Here is a 21,697-nt window from a genome sequence, read left to right as displayed (position 1 = left end):
GAATATTAAAACTAATTAGAAGGCAGAATGTTTGTTTTTATTGTTCGCTTAATTCGTTTATCAAGTTTTGTAAATCTAACGGTCTTGTATACATCTCCAGAGAGCCATCTGGTTTCTGTGGCCACTCCTCTTTAGGCCTGTCCCAATACAGCTCGACGCCGTTTCCATCTGGGTCATTCAGATAAAGAGCTTCGGAAACACCATGGTCACTCGCACCGGTCAAGGGATATTTTGCGATACGAAGCCGATTTAATATTTGAGCCAAATCCTTTCTGGTCGGGTATACAATGGCGGTATGATATAACCCCACGCCATAAGGAGACGCAGGTTCCGCACCCTCACTGTACCAAGTATTTAAACCAATATGATGATGATAACCTCCGGCAGAAATAAAGGCTGCCTGATCACCGTACATCGTCGTTATTTCGAAACCTAGTAAATCGGTGTAAAAGTCGAGTGCCCGTTGCAAGTCAGCTACTTTCAAGTGTACATGTCCAATGCGGGTCTGTGCGGGGACTATGTATTTTTCAGCGTTATTCTCCATACGACTAATGCTTTAGGTGTTAAAAGAATCGGATATAGGGCCTCGTCGTAAACGGCGAAAATGGCCAAGGTATTGACGTAAAGATAAATATAAACGCGATGGTATACCAAATAGCAATCATCTTAAATTTCTTTTTCGAATCTTTCGTTCTTCTGGCAATGCTGGATCCAATGGTAATAAAGCTCACCGCAAGCACCATCATTGTAATGTGTTCCATCCCGAAGAAGCGGGCTTGCGTAATATGGAGCGCTTCATCAAAATTATTTAGGAAGTAATCTACGATCGGGCTAATAAGATAGAGCCAGAAACCAATGATTAATTGGATATGAACGAAAGACACCGTGATGATGCGGCAATAGTTGTCGAAGCGCGTCCAAGGCTTGTTTTTCAACCATCCGCGATAAGCAAAAAACAAAGAGACTACTAAGCTGATCAGAATACCCCAGCGGACAATGGAGTGGAAAATTAACAAGGTAGAAAACATAATACTAAACGATAACTACTTTGCCAGTGGTGTGATGAGATTCAATCTGTTGGTGAGCTTCAACTACCTTCTCTATCGGGAACACCTTGTCAATTCGTACCTTTATTTTCTCTTGCTCCAAAAGTGACGCAATATGCTGCATTTGCTTTTTATCCGTGTACATTAGCGGCCATATTAATTCTATTTCCCGTTCTTTGGCCAGCTTAATGGCAACCGGATCATCTTTGGTCGAGGAGGGGAGACAAACCACTCGGCCACCTTTCTTCACGGACCTAAGGGTTCTGTATAGAATTTCCCCGCCCATAGCGTCCACGGCAGCGTCCAGCTCATCCACAGCATCTTCAAACTTTGTTTTTTTATAATCGATAGGCTGATCAACACCTAATTCCCTCAGAAAGTCTAGGTTCTCCTCAGAAGCAGTTCCGCTAACACTTGCACCTGCTAAGTTTGCAAATTGCACAGCGAGATGACCAACGCCGCCTGCTGCTGCTTGAATTAAAATGCGTTGTCCGCTTTTTACTTGTAGGTGGTCATGGATAGCCTGATACGCAGTTAAGCCTGCCAGTGGAACGGCCGCTGCCTCTTCAAAATCGATATTCTCAGGCATAAGTGTTAGGTGAACGGGCTCAGCCATCACATAATCCGCATAGGTCTTGCCAAGGCCCGGAAAGCCTACGCAACCCATAACCCTGTCACCGATCTTGAATTCCTGTACATTTTTACCAACTGCTTCAATTGTACCGCTTAGATCGAAGCCTAGAATGACAGGAAGGCTAATCTTAGCACACATCCCGCTACTCCCGGCTCGTATTTTGGTGTCGACCGGATTTATTCCTGCCGCTCTCATTTTTACGAGAACCTGATCGTCGTTATAAAACGGTTTTTCTACTTCCTTTAATTCCAACTTACTTGCCGGACCATATTCCGATAAAATTACTGCTTGCATATTCGTGATCTGAAATGTAAATATACTGATAATTTCATTCGCCGAATATTTTAGGCCATTCACCGATTTTATGAATGCACTAACCTAATTCATCTTTCCCAGTGTGCATTCTGTTGCTACTTTTGAATCAAACAAAGCTGATAATCAAATATATAATATTATGAAAACGAACTTAAACACCGGAACAAATCAAAACCTAGTAACAACAAATTCAATTCAAAACTCTAAAAATTTTTCAATTATGAAAACCTTGCAAATTCCTTTTCTAATCGCATTCATCTTTATGTACGCTCTTGTAAATGTACAAGCTGCTCCGACCGCAACAAATCCTACTACTGATAAATTCAATAAGTATGGTTTAAAAGCAACGAAAACCTATACGATTGATCGCTTTATCGAAGGGGTGACCAGTGGCGATTTAAAAAATCTAAAGAATCTGTTAGACGACCAATTCCAACAGACGGTGAGCTATAATGGTAGATCATTAACCTACAATAAGAGCGAATTCCTGGAGATTCTTAAAATGTCACAGAACATCGTTATGAATTGCACAACCACCTATACGATCGTTGAAGAATGTGACGACTTATCGATTGTCAAAGTGTCAATGAACTTTCCAACCTTCGTGAAGACTAGTTATGTGACCATGAAGCCAAATAAAGATGATGTCTGGAAAATAACGAACGTATCCACTGTATATGGTGCAGAAGCCTAGATACGTCACCATTATAAAGCAAAGCCTATCCTTAAAAAAGAATAGGCTTTTTTATTTATAATCGGTTTTTTTCTGTTTGATGTGCGGTTTAGCCGTTATTCATCGCCTTCTCATCAGCGGATTCTGCTCCTGCGGCTAAATTCAGCTGAATAGGTAGGGTAAATTGGATTCGCACTTTCCTTCCATTTTGGATTGCTGGTTCCCATTTCGGGCTATTTTTTAGCATGCGAATCGCCTCTTCACCCGTTCCATGTTTTAAATCCCTGAGGACCTCAATGTTTGTTAAGCTTCCATCTTTTTCTACTACAAACTGGAGTATCATCCGTCCTTTTACACCTTTTTCTACAGCTGCTGCGGGATAGTCATAGTTGTCTGCAACATATTGATAGAACGCTTCCATACCTCCCTTAAAGCTTGGCGGGATTTCTGTTTCAGTAAACAATAGCTCCCGATCGTCCATTACAGTATCTGTTTCTTCGTCCGAATTTGCAAGTGCCGTACTCGACTCGTCCGAACTATTTGAATCTTGTGACAGGTCAATAGTCGTGTTCGTTGCAGTATCCTCTTGTGCTGAATCATCGTTCGAAGACGATTGGCAAGCGACAATCAAAGCCAAAGCAGGAAGTAGCAGTCCGAAGCTGGTCAGCGTTGTCTTTTTTGACCGGTCTTTAAATAACATGGCTATGCGAGGCTTAAGAATAGATTTATTGAAAAAATTATTCGTTAGCGTAGGCAAATCCGTCGCCAGCGCCTTGCTAAGTAGGAGATGAGCATAAGCTATACGATCCTCAGAGGAAGTGGAAACGCTTTTCTGATCGGCGATATATTCATGGTTTAACTTCGCGGATCGGGTCATCAGGTAGCTTATTGGATTAAACCAATTAACAATCTTAATCATTTCAAAAAGTAACACATCGATACTATGCAATTCATTGGCATGAACACGTTCGTGTGCCAGGATCTGATCATAACCTTCTATTTTCGGATCAACGACGATGCGGTTAAAAAACGAAAAGGCACTCTGCTTATCGTTCTTTCTTATCGCATTGCGTGTGATGATTGATCGGGCCGTCAGCCAAGTCAGCGACCCAAGCAAGCCAACCAAATAAAGAACCGCCAGTACGTCTGAAGCCGATCTGTTCTGTTGGGTGGTTTCTACGGCCAGGTTCATTTGTTGGCCAATAGTTGCCGCTGCAAGCATGACCGTACCTCCTGTTTCCTGCATAGGTTCCACGAAGGAGCGGTCGAACGTTATCGACGGTAATATAAAAGAACATAACGTTGCCGTTAAGAGATAGAATCGTCTTAACTGAAAAAAGGTCGTATTTCTAAGGAAGATCCAGTAGAACGTATAGAAAACGATTAAATAGATATTTATCCACAATAAATAATTCATAACATTAGAGTTTAGTGGTTCTGTCTTCGTTTATTTTTATTTCTTCTTAGCTTTTTCAAGAATCTTCATAATCTGATCAAGCTCTTTGGTGTCCATTTCTTTGTTTTCCAGAAAGAAAGAAAGCATATTTTGCGGTGAATCTTCAAAATAGGAAGATACCAGTTTTTTTGTCGCAAAGCCCTTATACGTATCCCGATCTATCAAAGGATAATATTGGTGGCTTTTGCCAAAGCTTTCGTGGGCGACAAAGCCCTTATTCTCTAGAATTCTAATAATGGTTGAAACCGTGTTATAAGCCGGTTTGGGCTCAGGTAGCTCTTCGATAATATCCTTTACGAATGCATTACCCAGTGTCCATAGCTTTTGCATGATTTCTTCTTCAGCTTTTGTTAATTCTCGTATTTCCATAATCAGCTATTTGATATAAAGATATAACTAATAATTTAGTTATGCAACTATTGTTTTAGTTTATCTTTGGTTATTGCTTTCTCATCTTTTCTTATCTTTGCGTTTATACTATATAAAATTACTTATGGAAAGTAGGGGCGACAAGCAAGGTGACCGAAAGCTATTTAAAGATCGGAAGCGAACGAATATCTTGAAGGAGTCTGAGCAAAAATTGATTCTGTACCTTGTCGAACGGGTGCCAAGCTGGGTCAGTCCTAATATGTTAACCGGTATTGGTATTGGAGGTTCCATTCTTATCTTTATTGGTTTTGCTCTTGCTTATTATGTCGATCGTAGCTTTCTACTTCTCGGCCCCCTGGGTTTCTTTATCAACTGGTTCGGTGATTCGCTCGACGGGCGTATCGCTTATTTTCGGAAGATCCCGCGTAGGTGGTATGGGTTTTCATTAGATATCATCATGGATTGGATTGGTACGGTCATTATCGGCCTCGGGTATTTCCTTTATGCAGATCCAGGTTTTGAAATTGTCGCCTTTATCCTGGTCGCTCTCTACGGTTGGGCGATGATTATTTCACAACTTCGCTATAAGATCACCAATGTATATTCCATTGATGCAGGGAGCGTCGGACCGACTGAAATTCGCGTCATCATCAGCGCCATTATCCTTATCGAGCTGATATTTCCCCATACCATTCACTATTTTATTAGTGCCATTTGTGTAGTTCTTCTCCTGATTAATATCAAAGATACCAATACTCTCCTTGACCTCGGTGATCTGAGAGATATAGAAGAAAAAAAATAGTAAGGTGAAAAAAGCATCTTCCATACGCACATTTTCGAAAGCCCAAGTATCAGCTTTCAGCGGTGGCTTAGTGGATTATGCGGTGATGATCATCTGCACCGAACTACTCAATATCTACTATCCCATATCCATTATAATCAGCGGACTTATCGGGGCTGTTGTTAATTTTTCTATCAATCGATACTGGACCTATCGAGTTCACCATTTGGGAGTCGGCAAACAATTAATAAAATTTATTGTCGTTGTATTAGGCAGTATTCTGTTGAAGTCGCTTGGTACCTATTTAGTAACCAGCTGGTTGCTTATCGATTACAAAATAAGTCGCGTACTGGTTGATATAGTCGTTTCGTTGGGTTTCAATTATACGCTGCAAACCTATTGGGTATTTAGGGATAAAAAAATCTTATAATTAAATGACTAGCGTCTAATAACTCATCGTATTATGAAATCATTGAAAAATGCAGATTCCTTTTTCGACGGACTAGAGACTTGGAAACCCGAACTAACGGTTCTCAGAAACATATTTTTAAGCGCTGAGCTGGAAGAAACCATCAAATGGGGAACACCGGTCTACATGTACAATGGTAAAAACGTTGTAAGCATAGCCGGCTTCAAAGCTCACTTTGCAGTATGGTTTCATAATGGTGGTTTTTTGAAGGATTCGGAAGGTGTTTTAGTAAACGCACAGGAAGGTAAGACTGGTGGGTTACGACAAATGCGTTTTACCTCCATCGATGATATAGACCGTGATATTTTGCTCTCCTATGTATATGAGGCAATCGAGAACCTGAAACAGGGGAAGGTTTTTAAACCCAATCGAAACAAGCCTTTGATTATCCCCGCTGAATTAGAAATCATTCTTACAAGTAATTCTTCCCTAAAGGAAGCATTTGACGCTTTGAGTAAAGGTAAACAGCGCGAATATGCTGATTACATTAGCTCTGCGAAACAGGATAAAACAAAAACGGCGCGCTTGGAGAAAATTATTCCGATGATAGAGAAAGGCGTGGGCATGAACGATAAATACCGCTAGTGTCATGCATTAGCGGTATTTATAAGTGTTTTAAAACCTTTGCTTCGTGTGAGAAGATAATTTCTTCAGCAATATTCGTTAACTGATCTCCCACACGCTCTAGTTTTCTTATGATTGATAGAAAGTTCAGTCCCTGTTCAATCTTGCTGAGATCCGATCCGATATATTCCTTAATGTTTTGAGTCGCCATCATATTGATCTCATTCAAGATCTCATCCTTTTTAAAAATCGTCCTTGCCAACTTCGTGTCCTCATCGATATAAGCTTTTAAAACATCCTCCATGATACCAATTGCAGCCTCATACATTTCGTGAATTTCCGTAGCTTTCAGTAGTTCTGCGTCAAATGCATTCGACTCACTAATAATATGCTTACAGATTCCTTCGGCCAAGTCGCCAATACGTTCCAAGTTATTGTTGATCTTGAGGGTCGCCAACACCGTACGCAGGTCGCCTGCAACTGGATTGTAAAGTGCAAAGATATCTTCACAGTCACTATCAATCTTCAACTCCATCGAGTTAACCCGCTTTTCATTGCTGATTACCTCCCTTGCCAAATCATTATCATCATTGATCAATGCTTGATAGGCCTTCTCAATTTGAGATTCAACGAGCACCCACATGTTAATTGTGGTCTTTTTTAATTGCTCTAATTCTTTATCCAGATGTATCATATATAACCCTAATAATGTAAATCAAATAATCTAGAACTACCCGAACCTACCGGTTATGTAATTTTCAGTTTGTTCCTTAGCCGGATTGGTGAATATTTTTTCTGTCATATCATATTCGATCAATTCGCCTAAGTAAAAATACGCAGTTTTATCGCTAATTCTAGCAGCTTGTTGCATATTATGTGTAACGATTACAATTGTATAATCTTCCTTTAGCGAGTGGATCAGCTCTTCAATCTTGGTTGTCGAGATCGGGTCAAGCGCTGATGCCGGCTCATCCATCAATAATACAGAGGGTTTAACCGCAATTGCCCGCGCAATACAAAGTCGTTGCTGTTGCCCACCTGAAAGTGCCATGGCGGACTTATGCAGATTGTCTTTCACTTCCTCCCATAAGGCAGCTTGCTTCAAAGCACTCTCTACCGTTTCCTCAATATATTCCTTTGATTTTTCACCGTTAATACGGAGTCCGAAGGCCACATTCTCATAAATTGACTTCGGAAACGGGTTCGGCTTTTGGAAAACCATACCCACCTTCTTCCGATATTCATAAATGTCAATCTCATTCTTATAGATATCTACGCTATCCACCAGAACTTCACCCTCAATCTTCGCACTCTCAATCAGGTCGTTCATCCGGTTAAAGCATCGTAGGAAAGTAGATTTACCACAACCTGATGGCCCTATAAATGCTGTAACAGTATTCGCCATCATTTGTATCGAAACATCCTTTAATGCATGCTTTGGTCCATAATGAAGGTTCAACTTCCTTGTTTCAAGTTTGAACTTCGGGTTTAATTCCTTTACTGACTTGTTTTTTTGTACCATTTGTTCCTTAAATAGATAGCTATACCATTTAATATAAATGTGAATAGTAATAACACAATAATTCCGGCTGCCGCGCTAATCACAAAACCCTGTTGTGGTCTTGATGTCCAGTTAAATATCTGAATAGGTAGGGAAGTGTATTGATCCAGTGGCCCTTCAGGTATAAAAGGTACATAAGCCAATGCACCTACGACAATCAAAGGAGCGGTTTCACCGATTGCGCGCGACGTAGACAGAATAATCCCTGTCATAATCCCACCAAATGATGCCGGCAATACCACCCTTCTAATCGTTTGCCATTTCGTTGCCCCCAATCCATAAGCAGCCTGTCTCAAGGAGTCAGGGACCGCTTTGATGGCTTCCCTTGTCGACACAATGATAATTGGCATAATCAACAACGATAATGTGAGGGAACCAGCTAAAATGCTATTCCCTAAGTTAGCCATTCGGACGAAGACCTGCAAACCCAGGATACCGTAGATTACCGAAGGAACCCCTGCCAAGTTTGATATATTAATTTCAATGAATTTTGCAAGACGATTTTTCTGGCCATATTCCTGAAGGTAAATGCCAGCCATGATGCCAATCGGAAGCGCAACGAGTAGTGTAAAGATCAGTAAGCTCACCATACCGGCTAAAGCCGTATAGATACCTGTTTCTTCTGGATGCCGCGACGGGAGATTTGTGAAGAAAGACCAATTAATGCGTGTAGCGCCTTTTATTAGAATGTCGATTAGCAATACTGCCAGTACGAGCAAAGCAAAGACCGTACAACTGATCGCATAAATCCGAAAGAGCCTATCTTTTGTCTTAGGAGAAAAGAGAACCTTGTTAGTCATAACGGTTTTGATATTTTTTTTGAATCCAGAACGAAATATTATTCAGCAAAAATGTAAATGCGAAGAGGGTAATACCCGCTGCAAAGATGGTTCGGTATTCCAAAGAATCCTGAGGAACATCACCCATACTCACCTGGACTATGTAGGTTGTGATCGTTTCCACAGACTCTAGTGGGTTCAACGTTAAGTTAGGTTGCTGTCCGGCAGCTATCGCAACAATCATGGTCTCACCCAGCGCTCTGGAAATAGCCAATATAATGGATACAATAATACCTGAACTAGCCGCTGGTACCATAACTCTAAAAGCCGTTTGTAACTTATTAGCACCCAGGCCGTAACTCGCTTCTCGTAATGAGTTCGGCACCGCTCTCAGAGCATCCTCACTCAACGAAGTGATGTAAGGGATAATCATAATTCCCATGACAATTCCTGGAGATAATGCGTTAAAACCAGCTAAACTAGGGATAAACTGTTGCAACAATGGGGTAACAAATTGCAAAGCAAAGAAACCATAAACAACGGTTGGGATGGCAGCTAATACCTCAAGTATCGGCTTTACGGCCGACGTGAATTTTTTTGAAGCATATTCATTCAGATATACAGCGATACTCACGCCCACTGGCACAGCCAATAGGGTAGCGATTAAGGTTGTTAATATCGTCCCGGACAGAAGCGGTAGTATACCAAAATGTTGATCCTCAAATAAAGGAGTCCATTCCAAATCCGTGAAAAACTCAACAATTGATACCTCTGAAAAGAATTTGATTGTATCGATAGATAGAACCAGAATGATTCCTATTGTAGTCAGAACCGAGATTAAACTGCAGAAAATCATCACCGCTTCGATGAGTCTCTCAGATTTAACAGGTGATTTTGCCATTTCTTAGTCAGTCTGTTTTTTTAACAATTCGAGCAGATTCGCACCCACGATAGATTCGTTTTCAAAGATAGAACCTGTTTGCAGATTTTTAAACTTTTCGTAGGATAATTTATAAACTTCAGGAGGCAGTGCTACATAGCCGACTTCTTTGGCCAATGTGCCTGCATTTTCCATGTAGAATTTGATGTATTTCTGTATATGGGGGAGTGAAGCAGAACTCTTGTTCACATAGATAAATTCAGGTCGCGCAAGCGGTTGGTAGGTTCCATTTTGAACTGTCTCATCAGAAGGAGCTACCGCATCGCTATTTTCATCTACTTTAATAGGAACCAACTTTAGTTTGTCGGCATTCTCCGAATAGTAAGCTAAACCGAAATAACCCAATCCGTTGATATCGGTAGACACCCCCTGAACCAATACGTTATCATCCTCGCTCGCCGTATAGTCACCTCTGGAAGCTTTCGCTTTTCCATTGATCGCCTCCGTAAAATAATCATACGTTCCCGACGACGTACCAGCCCCGTATAAATTTAACGGTCTATCCGGCCATTCCGGTCTAATCTGGTTCCAACGCATGATTTTACCCTGACTTTCCGGCGCCCACATTTTATGAAGTTCTGCAACCGTCAGATAATCTATGAAATCGTTTTGCGGACTCACAACCACGGCTAAACCATCGTAAGAAACGGGCAGCTCGATGAATTCTATTCCGGCTTCTGCCGCAGCTTTTGTTTCCGATGCGCTTATAGGGCGGGAAGCATTGCTAATGTCCAGTTCATTTCGGATGAATTTCTTGAAGCCACCGCCCGTACCTGATACACCCACGGTAACTCGGATGTCAGGTTCTATTTTACGAAATTCTTCGGAAACTGCCTCGGTCAGCGGATATACAGTACTAGATCCGTCAATATTGATCTTACCTTTATAGGTTTTAAAACAAGCCGAAAATAAGCCTAACAGTAGTATTAAGCCGATTTGTTGTATAAGAGTCTTTTTTAGCTGCATCTCGCCGCAAAGGTATTAAGAGAATGTTTACAAGAAGTTAATCCAATGTTAATTTAATGTTAACAATTGTTGCCCGCTATTAGTTTTTTGTTAAAGATAATGAAATAAAAAATATTCTATATATTTGTTATCCTAATAAGGATTTTATGTATATATTGCAATAATGTTACATTGGAAATTATAAACCTTCCATGAGATATCTCTTGACGATCAGCTTGTTGGTTCTGCTTGGGGGTGTAGGGAACGCTGCTCAACAGAAAGAGGACATTGATGCACTCTATAGGCTCGGTTTTGAGAAAATTAATGAAAACGCAACCGAAGCCGAGCTGCTTATCAATAAGGCTTTCCAACTGTCTCTAGCCGAAGATAATGATGCGGGCATAGCTGATGGTTACTTCTACAAAGGATGTCTGTTTGATCGGTTGATGCAGGTAGATTCTGCTATTCTTTATTTAAATAAAGCCAATACTCTTTTTCATTTACTAGATAGAGAAGAGAATATTCCCGATACCTACGGCCGCTTAGGCTTGCTCTTGATAAAAAAGAATCAACCTCAAGAAGGTCTCCGCCATCTTTTAGAAGCACTAAAGCTTGCAGAAAAATTTAAAAATCACGCAGCGCTTGTCCGCAATACCATTGTGTTAGCCATGCATCATAACGACTATACGCGCGAATACGATGAAGCTATTAAATATCTGCAGCAAGCTGAATCGTCTGCTAAAAAGCTTGCCGATAAAAATTTAATCGGACATATCTACCTTCAATACAGTATTAGCTATAACAACAAAAAGGAATTTGATCAGGCCATCGACTACAGTCGGCGCTCGGCCGCAGAGTTCAAGTCGATCGGCAGCTCCTATAACCAGATGCGTGCGCTTTTTACGTTAGCTCAAGTTTATAAAGCACTAGAGAAGCCGGCTGAAATTCATCACGTGCTAGCACAGGTCAAGCCGCTTCTTCAGGAGAACTCAGATAATTTAATGAAAGCCAACTATTCCAAGTTGCTTTCCGAAGCCTATTACCTAGAGGATAATTTTGAAGAATCCTTAATCGCAGCCAAAGAGGCAAGCGAACTACTTCGAGCTGGCGGACAGACCCAGGGCATTTACCACATGTCCAATTTGCTCTTTCGTCTCCATTACTTATTAGGGAATCGTATCAAAGCCGACAGTATTTACGATCAGTTTGCTCTAGCTGATGATAGTCTTTACTCTCGCGAGCGGATGAACCTCGATGCAGACTTGCGCCAGAAATATGAGTCTGAAAAGCGGATGCAACAGATCGATCTCCAGAAGATGGAGTTGGCACATGCCAAATACTTTCGTCAAGGTTTAATTGGTATCCTTATTTTAACCGTGATCCTCTGTGTTGTAGTTTACGGCCGTCTGCGCGAAAAGGCAAAAAACGAACGCATACTCAACCTTAAGAACGAAAAAATCGAACGCCAATTTACCACCTTGCGGCAGTTAAATGAATACAATGAAACTCTATTACGAGAGATCCATCATCGTGTAAAAAACAATCTGCAAATTATCAGTAGCCTCTTTAGCATCCAAGCTCGCAATATCCATCACCCCGAAGTCATTAACCTGATCGAGAAGAGCAAGAGTCGCCTAAAAACCATTTCCATTATCCATAATACCCTATATAGTCAGAAGAGCCTTAATCGGATTCGGATGAGCGATTTTATCAAAGAAATAGGCGAGTCCCTATTCGAAATATACAATGTAGACGGTTCCTTTTTGGACACACTCGACCTCAACATCAAAGGCGTCAATGTCTTTTTAAATGCCGATACATCGCTTCCGGTAGGACTTGTTGTCAACGAGTTGATTACCAATTCCCTGAAGTACGCATTTTCAGAATCCAGCATTAGCCGAACTGGTGGTTACGGGGCGCCCGATGATGACACCTTGCTCATGGAAGGCGAGGAGCGGAGCCATGAGATCGAGATCGTTATCAATAAAATCGGAGAGAATGAGTTTGAGTTAAAATATTCAGACAGCGGGCCAGGTTTAGATGATGCAATCGATATTCAAACAAGTAAAACCACCGGAATCCGTTTGATGCGTGGCCTTCTGCAACAGCTCAATGGTTCCATCGAATACCATAAAGTGTATCCGGATCATCATTTCCTGATCCGTTTTAAAGAAGCCGAATAGATCCCATCCTATTCTGGATATATATCGTCATAGATAAATCCATGCAATGATTTTGTTGTCTTTGCCAAATCAGTAGACAGGTACCAGATCTTGTCAATCATCACGCCCTCACTAGCATTATCCAATGGGAAGCGCACATGCTCCAGCTTTCTTGACTTCGCACGCAATAGACCGGAGCCTATCTCAAACAACTGTGCATAATCCAAATTGGTCTCAATATTCGGGACAATGTCTTTTAATACAATCTGTATAAAGTTTTCCTTTTTATCCTGAATGCTTTTGGTTAGCGCATTCATGACCGTAGCCTGTCTGTTTATCCGCCCATAATCGCCCCTCCCAACTGCCCGAATCCGTGAATAAGCGACCGTCTGTTTCCCATCCAAACGTTGCACACCAGCTTTCTTTACAAAATTTGCTGGAACACCGTCGATCCCGGCTATCTCACCCAGATAATTATTCAGATATTCAAGTTCTTCCGGCTTGACATCAATCTCCGCACCGCCTAAAGCCTCAATTATCTTCGCCGAGCCAAAGAAATCCACACTGATATAATCGCGGATCGCCAGATCAAAATTTTCATTAAGCGTACGGATGGCCAGTCGCGGTCCCCCTTCCAGATAAGCGGCATTAATTTTATTTTTCCCGCGTGCGTAAATCGAAACATAGGTATCTCGCATAATAGACGACAGTTTAACCTTATGTGATTCCATGTCAATCGTCACCACCATAATGATGTCCGAGTTTCCGAAATCACTCGTGCTCCTCCGGTCAACACCGAAGAATGCAATGTTAATGAGCTTGTTAGACAAGGTATCTCGTTCTTCCAAATTAGCATGCGGAATTCCGAGCGCCACTGGGTTTGCTTTTATATTCAGTTGACTGTGCGTAGTTGATGTAAATCCCAATACCGAAAGAACAACGAAAAGTAGTAGAGATCGTTTCATGTATCCTGTTTTTATTTTTCTATAAACTTGATGTCGGTAAAGTTCTTTCTAATAAAATTTTGCTGAAATACTTAACTATAGGTAATCTGAGGCAGTTTTATGAAAAATTTAGCCGAATAAATACCTATAAATAGGTATAAAAACGTCCTTTAAAAACTGTTATATTGTTAGTATGTTTATCTAAATTTTTTTACCCTGACTTATTTAAACCAATTGTTATCCGATTTAACTGCTAGCACTGAATGACATTAAGTGAAAAAATATCCGGTCAAGCCCCCCATTTTGGACTCAGGCATCGAATTTTTAACCTTTCCATTTTTTTTGCTGCATTCATCTGTTTGCTTAATCTTCTATCAAGATTGGTCTACAGTCAGCACCATTTTCAGATCGTACTCATCATCGTTATGTTTGTTGTGTTGTCGACTACCTATTACTTTTCACGGATCAAACGCTGGCATACCGAAGTGGTCTCACTTATCAGTGCTATCTGCATTGTCTCCATATTAGGCGTCAGCTTCTTTTACAATTCAGGTACAGATGGAAAAATTATCGCCCTATTACTACTCAGCACCATGGTTTATTTCATGACCACCAAAGGCGCTTTAACTTATATTGTTTCCACACTCCATTTGGGCTGCATTATAACCGTTTTAACCATCCAATACTATCACCCCGAATGGGTTGTGAACTACCCCAATGCCAAAGAACGGTTGATTGACAACTTCTTCAGCGTTCTGTTTATTATCATCATCATGTATTTTGTATTAGAAGTAGTACGCAAAGAATTTGAACGCGAGCGGGAGAACATTCGTACGCAGAACCGTTTTCTTCAAGAGAAAAACCAATTAATACAAGACCTGCTGAAGGAGCTGAACCACCGTGTAAAGAATAACCTACAAGTCATCTCTAGTCTTCTTAGCCTTCAGGCCTATCGTTCTCAGGCACCAGAGGCCATTTCCGCGTTGCAAGAGGGAAAAAACCGACTTGTCTCCATGTCCCTACTTCACAAAAAACTGTATCAAGACAATTTCTTCAATCAAATATCCATTAGTGAATATATTCAGGATCTTGTAGACCATTCCCTGGCGCATCCGAATGTAAAGTTCGACATTCACAGCCAGATCGAAGATATTATGCTCAACGCCGACCAAGCCGTACCCTTGGGGTTAATGTTACACGAGATCTTTTCAGGACTGATCAAGCCTCTATATAACACCACCGATACTGATCGAAGAATTGAAATTCAGAGCGAAGTTAATTTTAAGAAACTGTCACTTAACATCACATTTTATAAATTACGACTATCCTCTCAACAGCCTGATGGCAGTATAAAAAAGACCCTCAGCTCAGAATTGATTGATATACTCATTAAGCAATTAGACGGTAACCTCCATATCATCGAAAGTGAGGAACCTAAAACAGAAATTAACATACAATTTAAAATCAATTACTAAATCGACTTACAAATTAATATTATGGAAAGAATAATGATTGTGGAAGATGAATTTATTGTTGCACAGAGCATGTCATTTTTTTTAGAAAGCAAAGGCTATGAAGTATGCGCTGTCGCCGATCGTTACGAATCTGCTATCCGTAGCTTTATTAGTTATAAACCTGATCTGATCCTTTGCGACATCCGCTTGCGCGGAGAAAAAACGGGCATCCAGGTTATACAAGAACTTCGTAAAAATCATGCCTTTCGGCTTATTTATGTCACCGCCCACGGTGATGAACAACTACTGAAAGACGCATTAGGTACACATCCCAATGCCTTTCTTTTAAAGCCCTATACCGACCAGCAATTGCTCGTCAGCGTACAAATGGCATTCAAGACCAAAGAGTCAAACCATACCAATGTTTCCGAGCATCTCAAAGACTTTCAAACCCTTTCGAAGGGAGAGCTGCGCATCGTTGCCCTAATGGTCGAAGGGAAATCATCAACCGAAATTGCCGACGAACTTTTTATTAGTAAGCACACCGTCGATGTTCACCGCAAAAACATCCTGCGAAAAACCAATTTCAAAAATACCGTTCAGCTGATTGTATTCGCCCTAGAACACCGTTTATTAGAAGAATACCAATAAAACAGCACCATTTTTCCCCACGCTTTCTGCAAAATACCCAGTAATGGTTATAAAGCTTAAGCGATTAGTGATGTTCTTTGTATTGTAAATAATTAACAAAGAAAAAAAGAACACACTATGAAAAGGACCGTACTGGTAGTGGATGGTGAACCCTCAATCTTAGAGCTATTACATTTTATATTAGGCAAAGAATATAAAATAGCTCTTGCCAGCAGTTGTTATGAAGCACTGATCTGGTTAGAGGACAACGACACCCCCGATCTGATTATTCTCGACTTTGCAATCAAGGGTTTCGGCGGAAAGGATTTCCTGAGAACCATCAAGGTGAGCGGCATGTACCGTAACATCCCGGTTGTCATTCTTTCCCAGACCGGAGATTTCGATCCCATTGCTGCCGAGGTGCCTTATGGGGTAGACCGATTCTTCCCCAAACCTTTCAACCCCATTGAACTAAAATCATCCGTTTCCGAAATCATAGCAAGCAGACAAGAACATGGAATGGCGCGTGTCTATAACTGATCAACAACCATTTCGCAACCTGGTGTACTATGCCGGAAAACAATTTGAGAAGAACGTCTCAAAAGGACTGGATGAACACTTCAATATCCGGTCTTATGACAACCTTCTCGAGTTAGAAGTACACCTGGGGCAATTGAATTTATTAGATACTCCGGAAATATTGATTATGGAAGTTGATGAGAGAGGGAAAGTGTTTGATGTCATCAAAAGATTAAGAAGAAGTTCTTTGACATGCGGGTTAATTATCGTGTTGTTGTCAGCCAGGCATGATAGCCGATATCGGCTATTAGCTAAAGAACTACGCGTAGAAGACTATTACGAATACCCTTTTGATATTGACCATATCAATGAGAGGCTTCAATTTTTACGGAAGTTTAAACTCATCCGGTCAGATGTAAACCGATTAAAGCAGTTGCCTCCGAAGCCTTATAAGATACCTATCTTCAAGCGCCTTTTTGATATCTGTTTTTCAGCCATTACCCTTCTAATCCTGTCGCCCTTGTTTTTAATCGTCGCCATACTGATCAAGCTTGATTCACCAGGTCCGGTCTTCTATAAAAGCAAACGCGCCGGTACCGGTTACAAGATCTTTGATTTCTACAAATTCCGTAGCATGAAGTGCGGAGCCGATAAAGAGCTGGAGAAGTTAAAAAAAGAAAAAAACCAATATGATCAGTACACCAATGGCCATGCTACTAAGCCGGCAGCCTTTGTTAAGATCAAGAACGATCCCCGGATTACCAAATTCGGTCACTTTTTAAGGAATACCAGTATTGATGAACTGCCGCAGCTGTTCAACGTATTAAAAGGCGATATGTCCATCGTTGGCAACCGTCCGCTGCCCTTATACGAGGCCAAAATGCTTACCTCCAATGAGTGGTGTCAGCGATTCTTAGGCCCGGCTGGCATTACCGGACTCTGGCAGGTCACCAAAAGAGGCCGTAGCGACATGTCAGATCAAGAACGGCGAGAACTCGATAACTACTATGTACAGCATTCCTCCATTTGGTTCGATTTACGAATCATCGGATCCACCATACCCGCATTATTGCAAAAAGAAAAAGTTTAATAACGAATTATAAACAACTAAGACAATGAAAAAAACAATACTCATATTATCGCTACTCATTTTAGCCATCGTTCCTTCGCTCAGAGCACAGGAAACTTTGATGGATGAAATTAACTACAATCAACTTCAAAAGTATATTGAGATGGCTAAAGAATATTATCCTCAACGCCAGATCTTGGCTGAGCAGGAAAAGATCGCCAAAAATGACTTAAGTGCGGCAAATATTTCGTTCTTAGATCCCTTCTCGGCTTCCTATTTCTATCGGCCCGATGAACAAGACGCCATCAATCCGCAAAACCCTTATTTGTACAACGGCTTCCAATTAAGTGCTACTATCAATCTTGGAGATTTTTTGCAAAAGCCATTTCAATCGAAATCAGCCAAATCAAATTTGAAGATCGCTCAATTAGAACGACAGATCTACGATACCGAATTGGAAAAGGAAGTGAAGAACCGCTATTATGATTATATCTTCCAAGTTAAAGCCTTAAAAGTACAGACCATTGCAGCACAAGATGCTACTGGAACCTTTCAGACATTAACCAATCGATTTGAAAAAGGCGAGGTAACGCTTGAGGAGTACAATGAAGCCCGTGCGGCAATCGCGGTAGCAAATACTTCAAAGATCGAAACAGAAAAGAGTTATTTACAAGCAAAAGACAATCTGGAAGAAATCATTGGAGTGAAGCTTTCCGATGTAAAATAATTTCAGAAAAAAACATAACCATGGACTTTAAACGATTTTTTAGAACACTTAAGCGTAATATCTGGTTACTCATTTCTGTGCCAGTTTTGGCGGGCGGATTGACGTATTATCTGGTACAAGATTTACCTCAAGAATACAAGTCACAAGCCCTAATCTCTACAGGCTTATCAGATCAGGTCACAGTAGACGATGCTCCCTCTAATTATATGGTGCAGAATCAGCGGTTCAATAACATCATCGAATCGCTCTTTATGAAGAAAAACCTGAATAGTTTATCTTATAAGTTGATTCTTCACGATCTTGAAAATCCAGAAAACGCTTTCCACGAACTTCCCGAAGAGCTACGTTTACTGGACTCGAACAAGCGTTCAGCTATTGTTGAAGAATATAAGCGATTCCTTGCCGAGGAAAAGGTCCTTACGCCGGATGACAATCAGGAATATGCTTTGTTTGACTACATTCAGTTAGCTGGTTACGGTGAAGAAGCTATCCAAGACCAACTTGTTATTGCGCGTAAGGACAATAGTGATTTTATTCAAATTGAATATTTGTCAGATAATCCTTATCTGTCAGTTTATGTCGTTAACACGATGGCGAATGACTTTATCAATGGGTTCAAAGATCGGGCTGATAGAAGCAAACATAACTCAAAGGAGCTCCTTGATTCCCTTCTGAAGAATAAAGAAGCTTCAATGAACGCTAAAAACTCTCAGGTCAAAAACTTTCAAGTACAGAATAGTACGATCAATGTTGTCAGTCAGGCAGAAAGTCTTTATGGTCAGATTGCTGAAAAGGAAGCACAACGAGCTACTATTGTTGGTGAGATCCAATCTCTCCAAGGAGGTATACAGGGGATTGAAGACAAGCTGAAAAACCGAAATTCAGGTTTAGTTTCCGTCAGCATCGAAGAAAACAATCAGATCATTAGCTTAAAAAAACAACTAGAAGTAGCTAATGAACGCTATGTTGATAATGGATTTAAGCCGGCAGATGCTCGCGCAATTGATTCTATACAATCGAAACTTACTAGTTTGATCGCCAGCAGCGCCAGCAGTACAGCTACTGATCCGCGTGTTCTTCGTCAAAGTCTCATTCAGCAAAAACTAGATATGGAGGTTGAGTTGGATCGGGCGAAGAGCGGTCTCTCTGTTATTTTAGCTGATCTCAGCCGGATGAAAGGATTGTATAATAGTATGGTTCCGAAAGATGCGGGGATGAAGAACTATGAACGTGAAGCGGAGGTTGCCACAAAAGAATATCTAAGTGCTCTCGAGCTCTATAATAAAAACAACGTTTTAGCCAGCACCGGTGTGCGTCCTCAACTGGCTCAAGCAGGGGTCGTTAACCCACCAGAACCATCAATGAAACTAATCTTTGTGGCTCTAGCTGCATTCGCTTCATTATGCGTATGTCTCTTTATTCTTATCATCGCTTTTCTCCTTGACAATAAAATCCGTAGTTCCGAACAGTTAACGCATTTGACCAAACAACGGATATTGGGTGTTATTAATCGTATTGTTCCAAATGATAAAGATTTAAGTACCATTTGGGAGGAAGGTAATGTGTCCAAAGACTATGCTACCTATAAAGACTTATTACGCTCTTTACGTTTTGAAATAGACGAAGCTATGCGCTTAGAGAACAAGCAAATTCTAGGCGTTACAGGTTTGTTTGAAAGCTCTGGTTCATCTTTTATCACATCCAGTTTAGCCTATTCTTTTGCAAAAACGCAAAAAAAGGTTCTTTTAATTGGCGGAGACTATGCATTGGATAAAACACCGGAGATTAAGGAAATAGGGGATAGCCAGCTTTTTGACTCTTATATTGTTAAACGAGAACTTCAAGCAGAAAAGTTCATTACCAAACTCACGACGAACTCCAAAAACGAATCTCTTCTTGAAGTATATAATGAGGATGTTTTGCGAAAAGGCTTCGACCAACTTAAAGCTGAGTTTGATGTCATTCTAGTCGATATCGATAGCCTGCAAAAAGTACATCGTACTAAAGAATGGTTGATGTTTGTTGATAAGAGTATCGCTGTTTTTCCAGCCGGGGAGACAGTGGGGACTTACGAAAAAGATCTTATTTCTTTTATGAACCAGCAAGAAAACTTTATCGGGTGGGTGCTCAATAAAGCAAAGGTGGAAGATATTGGGTTGCGGAAACTTATGCACGCTAATTAGTTTATAAGATGCAAATTGTATTAGAACATAGAGAAAAAGCCGTATATATTGGTGTCGCACTAACCGCATCGGTCATTATTTCCTATCTCACAGGGACGTTAGGAATGTTAGTGCCAGTTCTTAGCGTAGTGTTTGCGGCTATACTCGTATTTCTAACTATTCTCTTCAAAGATCCTTTAATTGGACTATTCTCGACTGTTGTATATGGCTTTTGTTATATATTAATAAGCCGAGAACTCCCAGGTATACCCTTAGGCTATGCAATGGAGGCTTTATATATTATCTTATGGATTTCGATTATTTGTAAAAGCAGCCAAGCGGACTGGAAACGGCTATCAAATGATCTAGTCTTACTCTTTTTAATATGGTTTTTGATCAGCGTCTTACAGGTTGTCAATCCGGGTGCAAGTGCCCGTGGCTGGTTAAGTGAAATCAGAACATCCGGATTTGATTCATTTATGCTGGTGCCCGCTGGGTTTATGCTCTTCAGAAACCAAAAGCATCTAAATCTCTTTATTATTATTGTTATCGCTTGCTCGCTCTTTGCTATGTTGAATGGTGTTAAGCAGCTTAGGCTTGGTCTTTTTCCGGGGGAGCAAGCATTTTTAGATGCCAATCCTACCCACATGATATGGGGTCAATTACGTGTATTCTCATTTTATGGTGATGCAGGTCAATTTGGTGCTTCGCAAGCAGCATTCGTTGTCTTATGCGGTGTACTTGCTTTCGGGCCATTTAAGACTTGGAAACGATTGGCTTTTGGCGTATTGGCATTGTTGTTTTTCTATGGCATGCTCATTTCCGGTACGAGAGGTGCATTTTTTGCATTAGTGCCTGGTGCACTTATAGCCATATTTTTGTTTAAAAATACACGGACTTTGTTTAGTGGCATCGGTTTTCTACTTTTTTTTGTAGCCATACTTAAATTTACTTACATAGGGAGTTCTTTCGAATATATACATAGACTAAGAACAGCATTGGATCCGGAAGACGCTTCCTTGAATATGCGTTTTCTCAATCAAGAAATTCTTCGTGATTATATGAAAAGCTATCCTTTTGGAGGCGGTTTAGGTGTTATGGGGTATGCCGGCGGCGAATACAATTCGGGTAAATTTCTTGCTTCCGTCGCCCCCGATAGTTATTGGGTGAAGGTATGGGGCATGTATGGGATTACGGGATTAACTTTTTGGTTCTGTATGATGGGCTATATCATTGGTAAATCTTGTGGCATTGTTTGGAACATCCGCGATGATCGATTGCGAATTAAGTTAATCGCTTTGACAGCGAGTTTCTTCGGAATCTTTATTTGCAGTTATGGAAATGAGGTTATTAACGCTTTGCCATCTTCGATCGTCAGTTATCTTTCATTGGTCTTTATTTTTATGGGACCAGAACTTGATCGCCAAATTTCTGAAAAAAGTAGAGATAATTTAGATCATACTAAAACCGCTTGAAATGCCTTTTGAAATATTTGTTA

At 40.7% G+C, this 21,697-nt stretch carries 23 protein-coding genes; 12 read left to right on the top strand and 11 right to left on the bottom strand.

What is annotated here, in order from left to right:
• Nucleotides 1–37: 37 nt before the first annotated feature.
• Genes WKR92_RS02660 through WKR92_RS02650 form a run of 3 tightly spaced genes read right to left on the bottom strand, consistent with a single transcriptional unit; the run spans nucleotide 38 to nucleotide 1,974 of the window.
• On the bottom strand, nucleotides 38–544 hold the full coding sequence (locus tag WKR92_RS02660; RefSeq protein ID WP_375556287.1) for a VOC family protein: 507 nt from the start codon (nucleotides 542–544) through the stop codon (nucleotides 38–40).
• Nucleotides 545–563: 19 nt separating this feature from the next.
• Nucleotides 564–1,028 carry a hypothetical protein gene (locus tag WKR92_RS02655; protein ID WP_375556286.1) on the bottom strand — a complete coding sequence of 155 codons (465 nt, stop codon included), beginning with the start codon at nucleotides 1,026–1,028 and terminating at the stop codon, nucleotides 564–566.
• A gap of 4 nt (nucleotides 1,029–1,032) precedes the next feature.
• Nucleotides 1,033–1,974 (bottom strand): NADP-dependent oxidoreductase, encoded by a 942-nt coding sequence (locus WKR92_RS02650; RefSeq protein WP_375556285.1) that lies wholly within the window; start codon nucleotides 1,972–1,974, stop codon nucleotides 1,033–1,035.
• A 241-nt stretch (nucleotides 1,975–2,215) separates the two neighbouring features.
• On the opposite strand from WKR92_RS02650, the gene WKR92_RS02645 reads away from it, so the two are divergent.
• On the top strand, nucleotides 2,216–2,689 hold the full coding sequence (locus WKR92_RS02645) for a hypothetical protein (protein WP_375556284.1): 474 nt from the start codon (nucleotides 2,216–2,218) through the stop codon (nucleotides 2,687–2,689).
• An 88-nt stretch (nucleotides 2,690–2,777) separates the two neighbouring features.
• Here WKR92_RS02645 and WKR92_RS02640 read toward each other — a convergent pair whose 3' ends face one another.
• Complete coding sequence (locus WKR92_RS02640) at nucleotides 2,778–4,085, bottom strand: M56 family metallopeptidase (protein ID WP_375556283.1); 1,308 nt, start codon at nucleotides 4,083–4,085, stop codon at nucleotides 2,778–2,780.
• A 36-nt stretch (nucleotides 4,086–4,121) separates the two neighbouring features.
• Nucleotides 4,122–4,493: a BlaI/MecI/CopY family transcriptional regulator gene (locus WKR92_RS02635; RefSeq protein WP_375556282.1), complete on the bottom strand. Its 372-nt coding sequence runs from the start codon at nucleotides 4,491–4,493 to the stop codon at nucleotides 4,122–4,124.
• 124 nt (nucleotides 4,494–4,617) lie between these two features.
• On the opposite strand from WKR92_RS02635, the gene WKR92_RS02630 reads away from it, so the two are divergent.
• From WKR92_RS02630 to WKR92_RS02620, 3 genes are read left to right on the top strand one after another with little or no spacing between them, the layout of a single operon-like run.
• On the top strand, nucleotides 4,618–5,295 hold the full coding sequence (locus tag WKR92_RS02630) for a CDP-alcohol phosphatidyltransferase family protein (RefSeq protein WP_375556281.1): 678 nt from the start codon (nucleotides 4,618–4,620) through the stop codon (nucleotides 5,293–5,295).
• A gap of 4 nt (nucleotides 5,296–5,299) precedes the next feature.
• Complete coding sequence (locus WKR92_RS02625) at nucleotides 5,300–5,704, top strand: GtrA family protein (protein WP_375556280.1); 405 nt, start codon at nucleotides 5,300–5,302, stop codon at nucleotides 5,702–5,704.
• 33 nt (nucleotides 5,705–5,737) lie between these two features.
• Entirely contained in the window at nucleotides 5,738–6,328 is a 591-nt protein-coding gene (locus WKR92_RS02620) for a YdeI/OmpD-associated family protein (protein WP_375556279.1), read from the top strand.
• A gap of 19 nt (nucleotides 6,329–6,347) precedes the next feature.
• On the opposite strand, the gene phoU is transcribed toward WKR92_RS02620, so the two are convergent.
• From phoU to WKR92_RS02595, 5 genes are read right to left on the bottom strand one after another with little or no spacing between them, the layout of a single operon-like run.
• Nucleotides 6,348–7,001, bottom strand: coding sequence for a phosphate signaling complex protein PhoU (phoU, locus tag WKR92_RS02615; RefSeq protein ID WP_375556278.1), 654 nt, complete (start codon nucleotides 6,999–7,001; stop codon nucleotides 6,348–6,350).
• 36 nt (nucleotides 7,002–7,037) lie between these two features.
• A complete protein-coding gene (pstB, locus tag WKR92_RS02610; protein ID WP_375556277.1) occupies nucleotides 7,038–7,829 on the bottom strand; it encodes a phosphate ABC transporter ATP-binding protein PstB in 792 nt (263 codons plus the stop codon).
• Nucleotides 7,805–8,668: a phosphate ABC transporter permease PstA gene (gene pstA / locus WKR92_RS02605; protein ID WP_375556276.1), complete on the bottom strand. Its 864-nt coding sequence runs from the start codon at nucleotides 8,666–8,668 to the stop codon at nucleotides 7,805–7,807. Before pstA ends, pstB begins: the two co-directional genes overlap by 25 nt.
• Nucleotides 8,661–9,548 carry a phosphate ABC transporter permease subunit PstC gene (gene pstC, locus WKR92_RS02600; RefSeq protein ID WP_375556275.1) on the bottom strand — a complete coding sequence of 296 codons (888 nt, stop codon included), beginning with the start codon at nucleotides 9,546–9,548 and terminating at the stop codon, nucleotides 8,661–8,663. The genes pstA and pstC overlap by 8 nt, the downstream gene beginning before the upstream one ends.
• 3 nt (nucleotides 9,549–9,551) lie before the next feature.
• Complete coding sequence (locus tag WKR92_RS02595; RefSeq protein ID WP_375556274.1) at nucleotides 9,552–10,553, bottom strand: PstS family phosphate ABC transporter substrate-binding protein; 1,002 nt, start codon at nucleotides 10,551–10,553, stop codon at nucleotides 9,552–9,554.
• Nucleotides 10,554–10,744: 191 nt separating this feature from the next.
• On the opposite strand from WKR92_RS02595, the gene WKR92_RS02590 reads away from it, so the two are divergent.
• The gene (locus WKR92_RS02590; RefSeq protein WP_375556273.1) at nucleotides 10,745–12,715 is read left to right on the top strand and encodes a tetratricopeptide repeat-containing sensor histidine kinase; all 1,971 of its coding nucleotides are present in this window, start codon (nucleotides 10,745–10,747) and stop codon (nucleotides 12,713–12,715) included.
• 8 nt (nucleotides 12,716–12,723) lie between these two features.
• Here the strand turns inward: WKR92_RS02590 and WKR92_RS02585 are convergent, their stop codons facing one another.
• On the bottom strand, nucleotides 12,724–13,659 hold the full coding sequence (locus WKR92_RS02585) for an LCP family protein (protein ID WP_375556272.1): 936 nt from the start codon (nucleotides 13,657–13,659) through the stop codon (nucleotides 12,724–12,726).
• A gap of 242 nt (nucleotides 13,660–13,901) precedes the next feature.
• Between WKR92_RS02585 and WKR92_RS02580 the strand changes: the two genes are divergently transcribed.
• From WKR92_RS02580 to WKR92_RS02550, 7 genes are all read left to right on the top strand, one after another.
• The gene (locus WKR92_RS02580) at nucleotides 13,902–15,113 is read left to right on the top strand and encodes a histidine kinase dimerization/phosphoacceptor domain -containing protein (RefSeq protein ID WP_375556271.1); all 1,212 of its coding nucleotides are present in this window, start codon (nucleotides 13,902–13,904) and stop codon (nucleotides 15,111–15,113) included.
• A gap of 21 nt (nucleotides 15,114–15,134) precedes the next feature.
• Complete coding sequence (locus WKR92_RS02575) at nucleotides 15,135–15,743, top strand: response regulator (protein WP_375556270.1); 609 nt, start codon at nucleotides 15,135–15,137, stop codon at nucleotides 15,741–15,743.
• A gap of 117 nt (nucleotides 15,744–15,860) precedes the next feature.
• Nucleotides 15,861–16,262 (top strand): response regulator, encoded by a 402-nt coding sequence (locus WKR92_RS02570; protein ID WP_118196355.1) that lies wholly within the window; start codon nucleotides 15,861–15,863, stop codon nucleotides 16,260–16,262.
• Nucleotides 16,237–17,331 carry a sugar transferase gene (locus WKR92_RS02565; protein ID WP_375556269.1) on the top strand — a complete coding sequence of 365 codons (1,095 nt, stop codon included), beginning with the start codon at nucleotides 16,237–16,239 and terminating at the stop codon, nucleotides 17,329–17,331. Before WKR92_RS02570 ends, WKR92_RS02565 begins: the two co-directional genes overlap by 26 nt.
• Nucleotides 17,332–17,356: 25 nt before the next feature.
• Entirely contained in the window at nucleotides 17,357–18,037 is a 681-nt protein-coding gene (locus tag WKR92_RS02560; RefSeq protein ID WP_375556268.1) for a TolC family protein, read from the top strand.
• Nucleotides 18,038–18,057: 20 nt separating this feature from the next.
• The gene (locus tag WKR92_RS02555; protein WP_375556267.1) at nucleotides 18,058–20,220 is read left to right on the top strand and encodes an exopolysaccharide transport family protein; all 2,163 of its coding nucleotides are present in this window, start codon (nucleotides 18,058–18,060) and stop codon (nucleotides 20,218–20,220) included.
• Between the two features lie 8 nt (nucleotides 20,221–20,228).
• Nucleotides 20,229–21,674, top strand: a complete 1,446-nt coding sequence (locus WKR92_RS02550) for an O-antigen ligase family protein (protein WP_375556266.1) — start codon at nucleotides 20,229–20,231, stop codon at nucleotides 21,672–21,674.
• The last annotated feature ends 23 nt before the right edge of the window (nucleotides 21,675–21,697 follow it).

Origin of the sequence: Albibacterium profundi (assembly GCF_042159835.1) — a bacterium.
Classification (GTDB): Bacteria; Bacteroidota; Bacteroidia; order Sphingobacteriales; family Sphingobacteriaceae; genus Albibacterium; species Albibacterium profundi.
The sequence above is the reverse complement of the archived record's forward strand: the minus strand, read 5'-3'. Positions and strand labels throughout refer to the sequence as shown.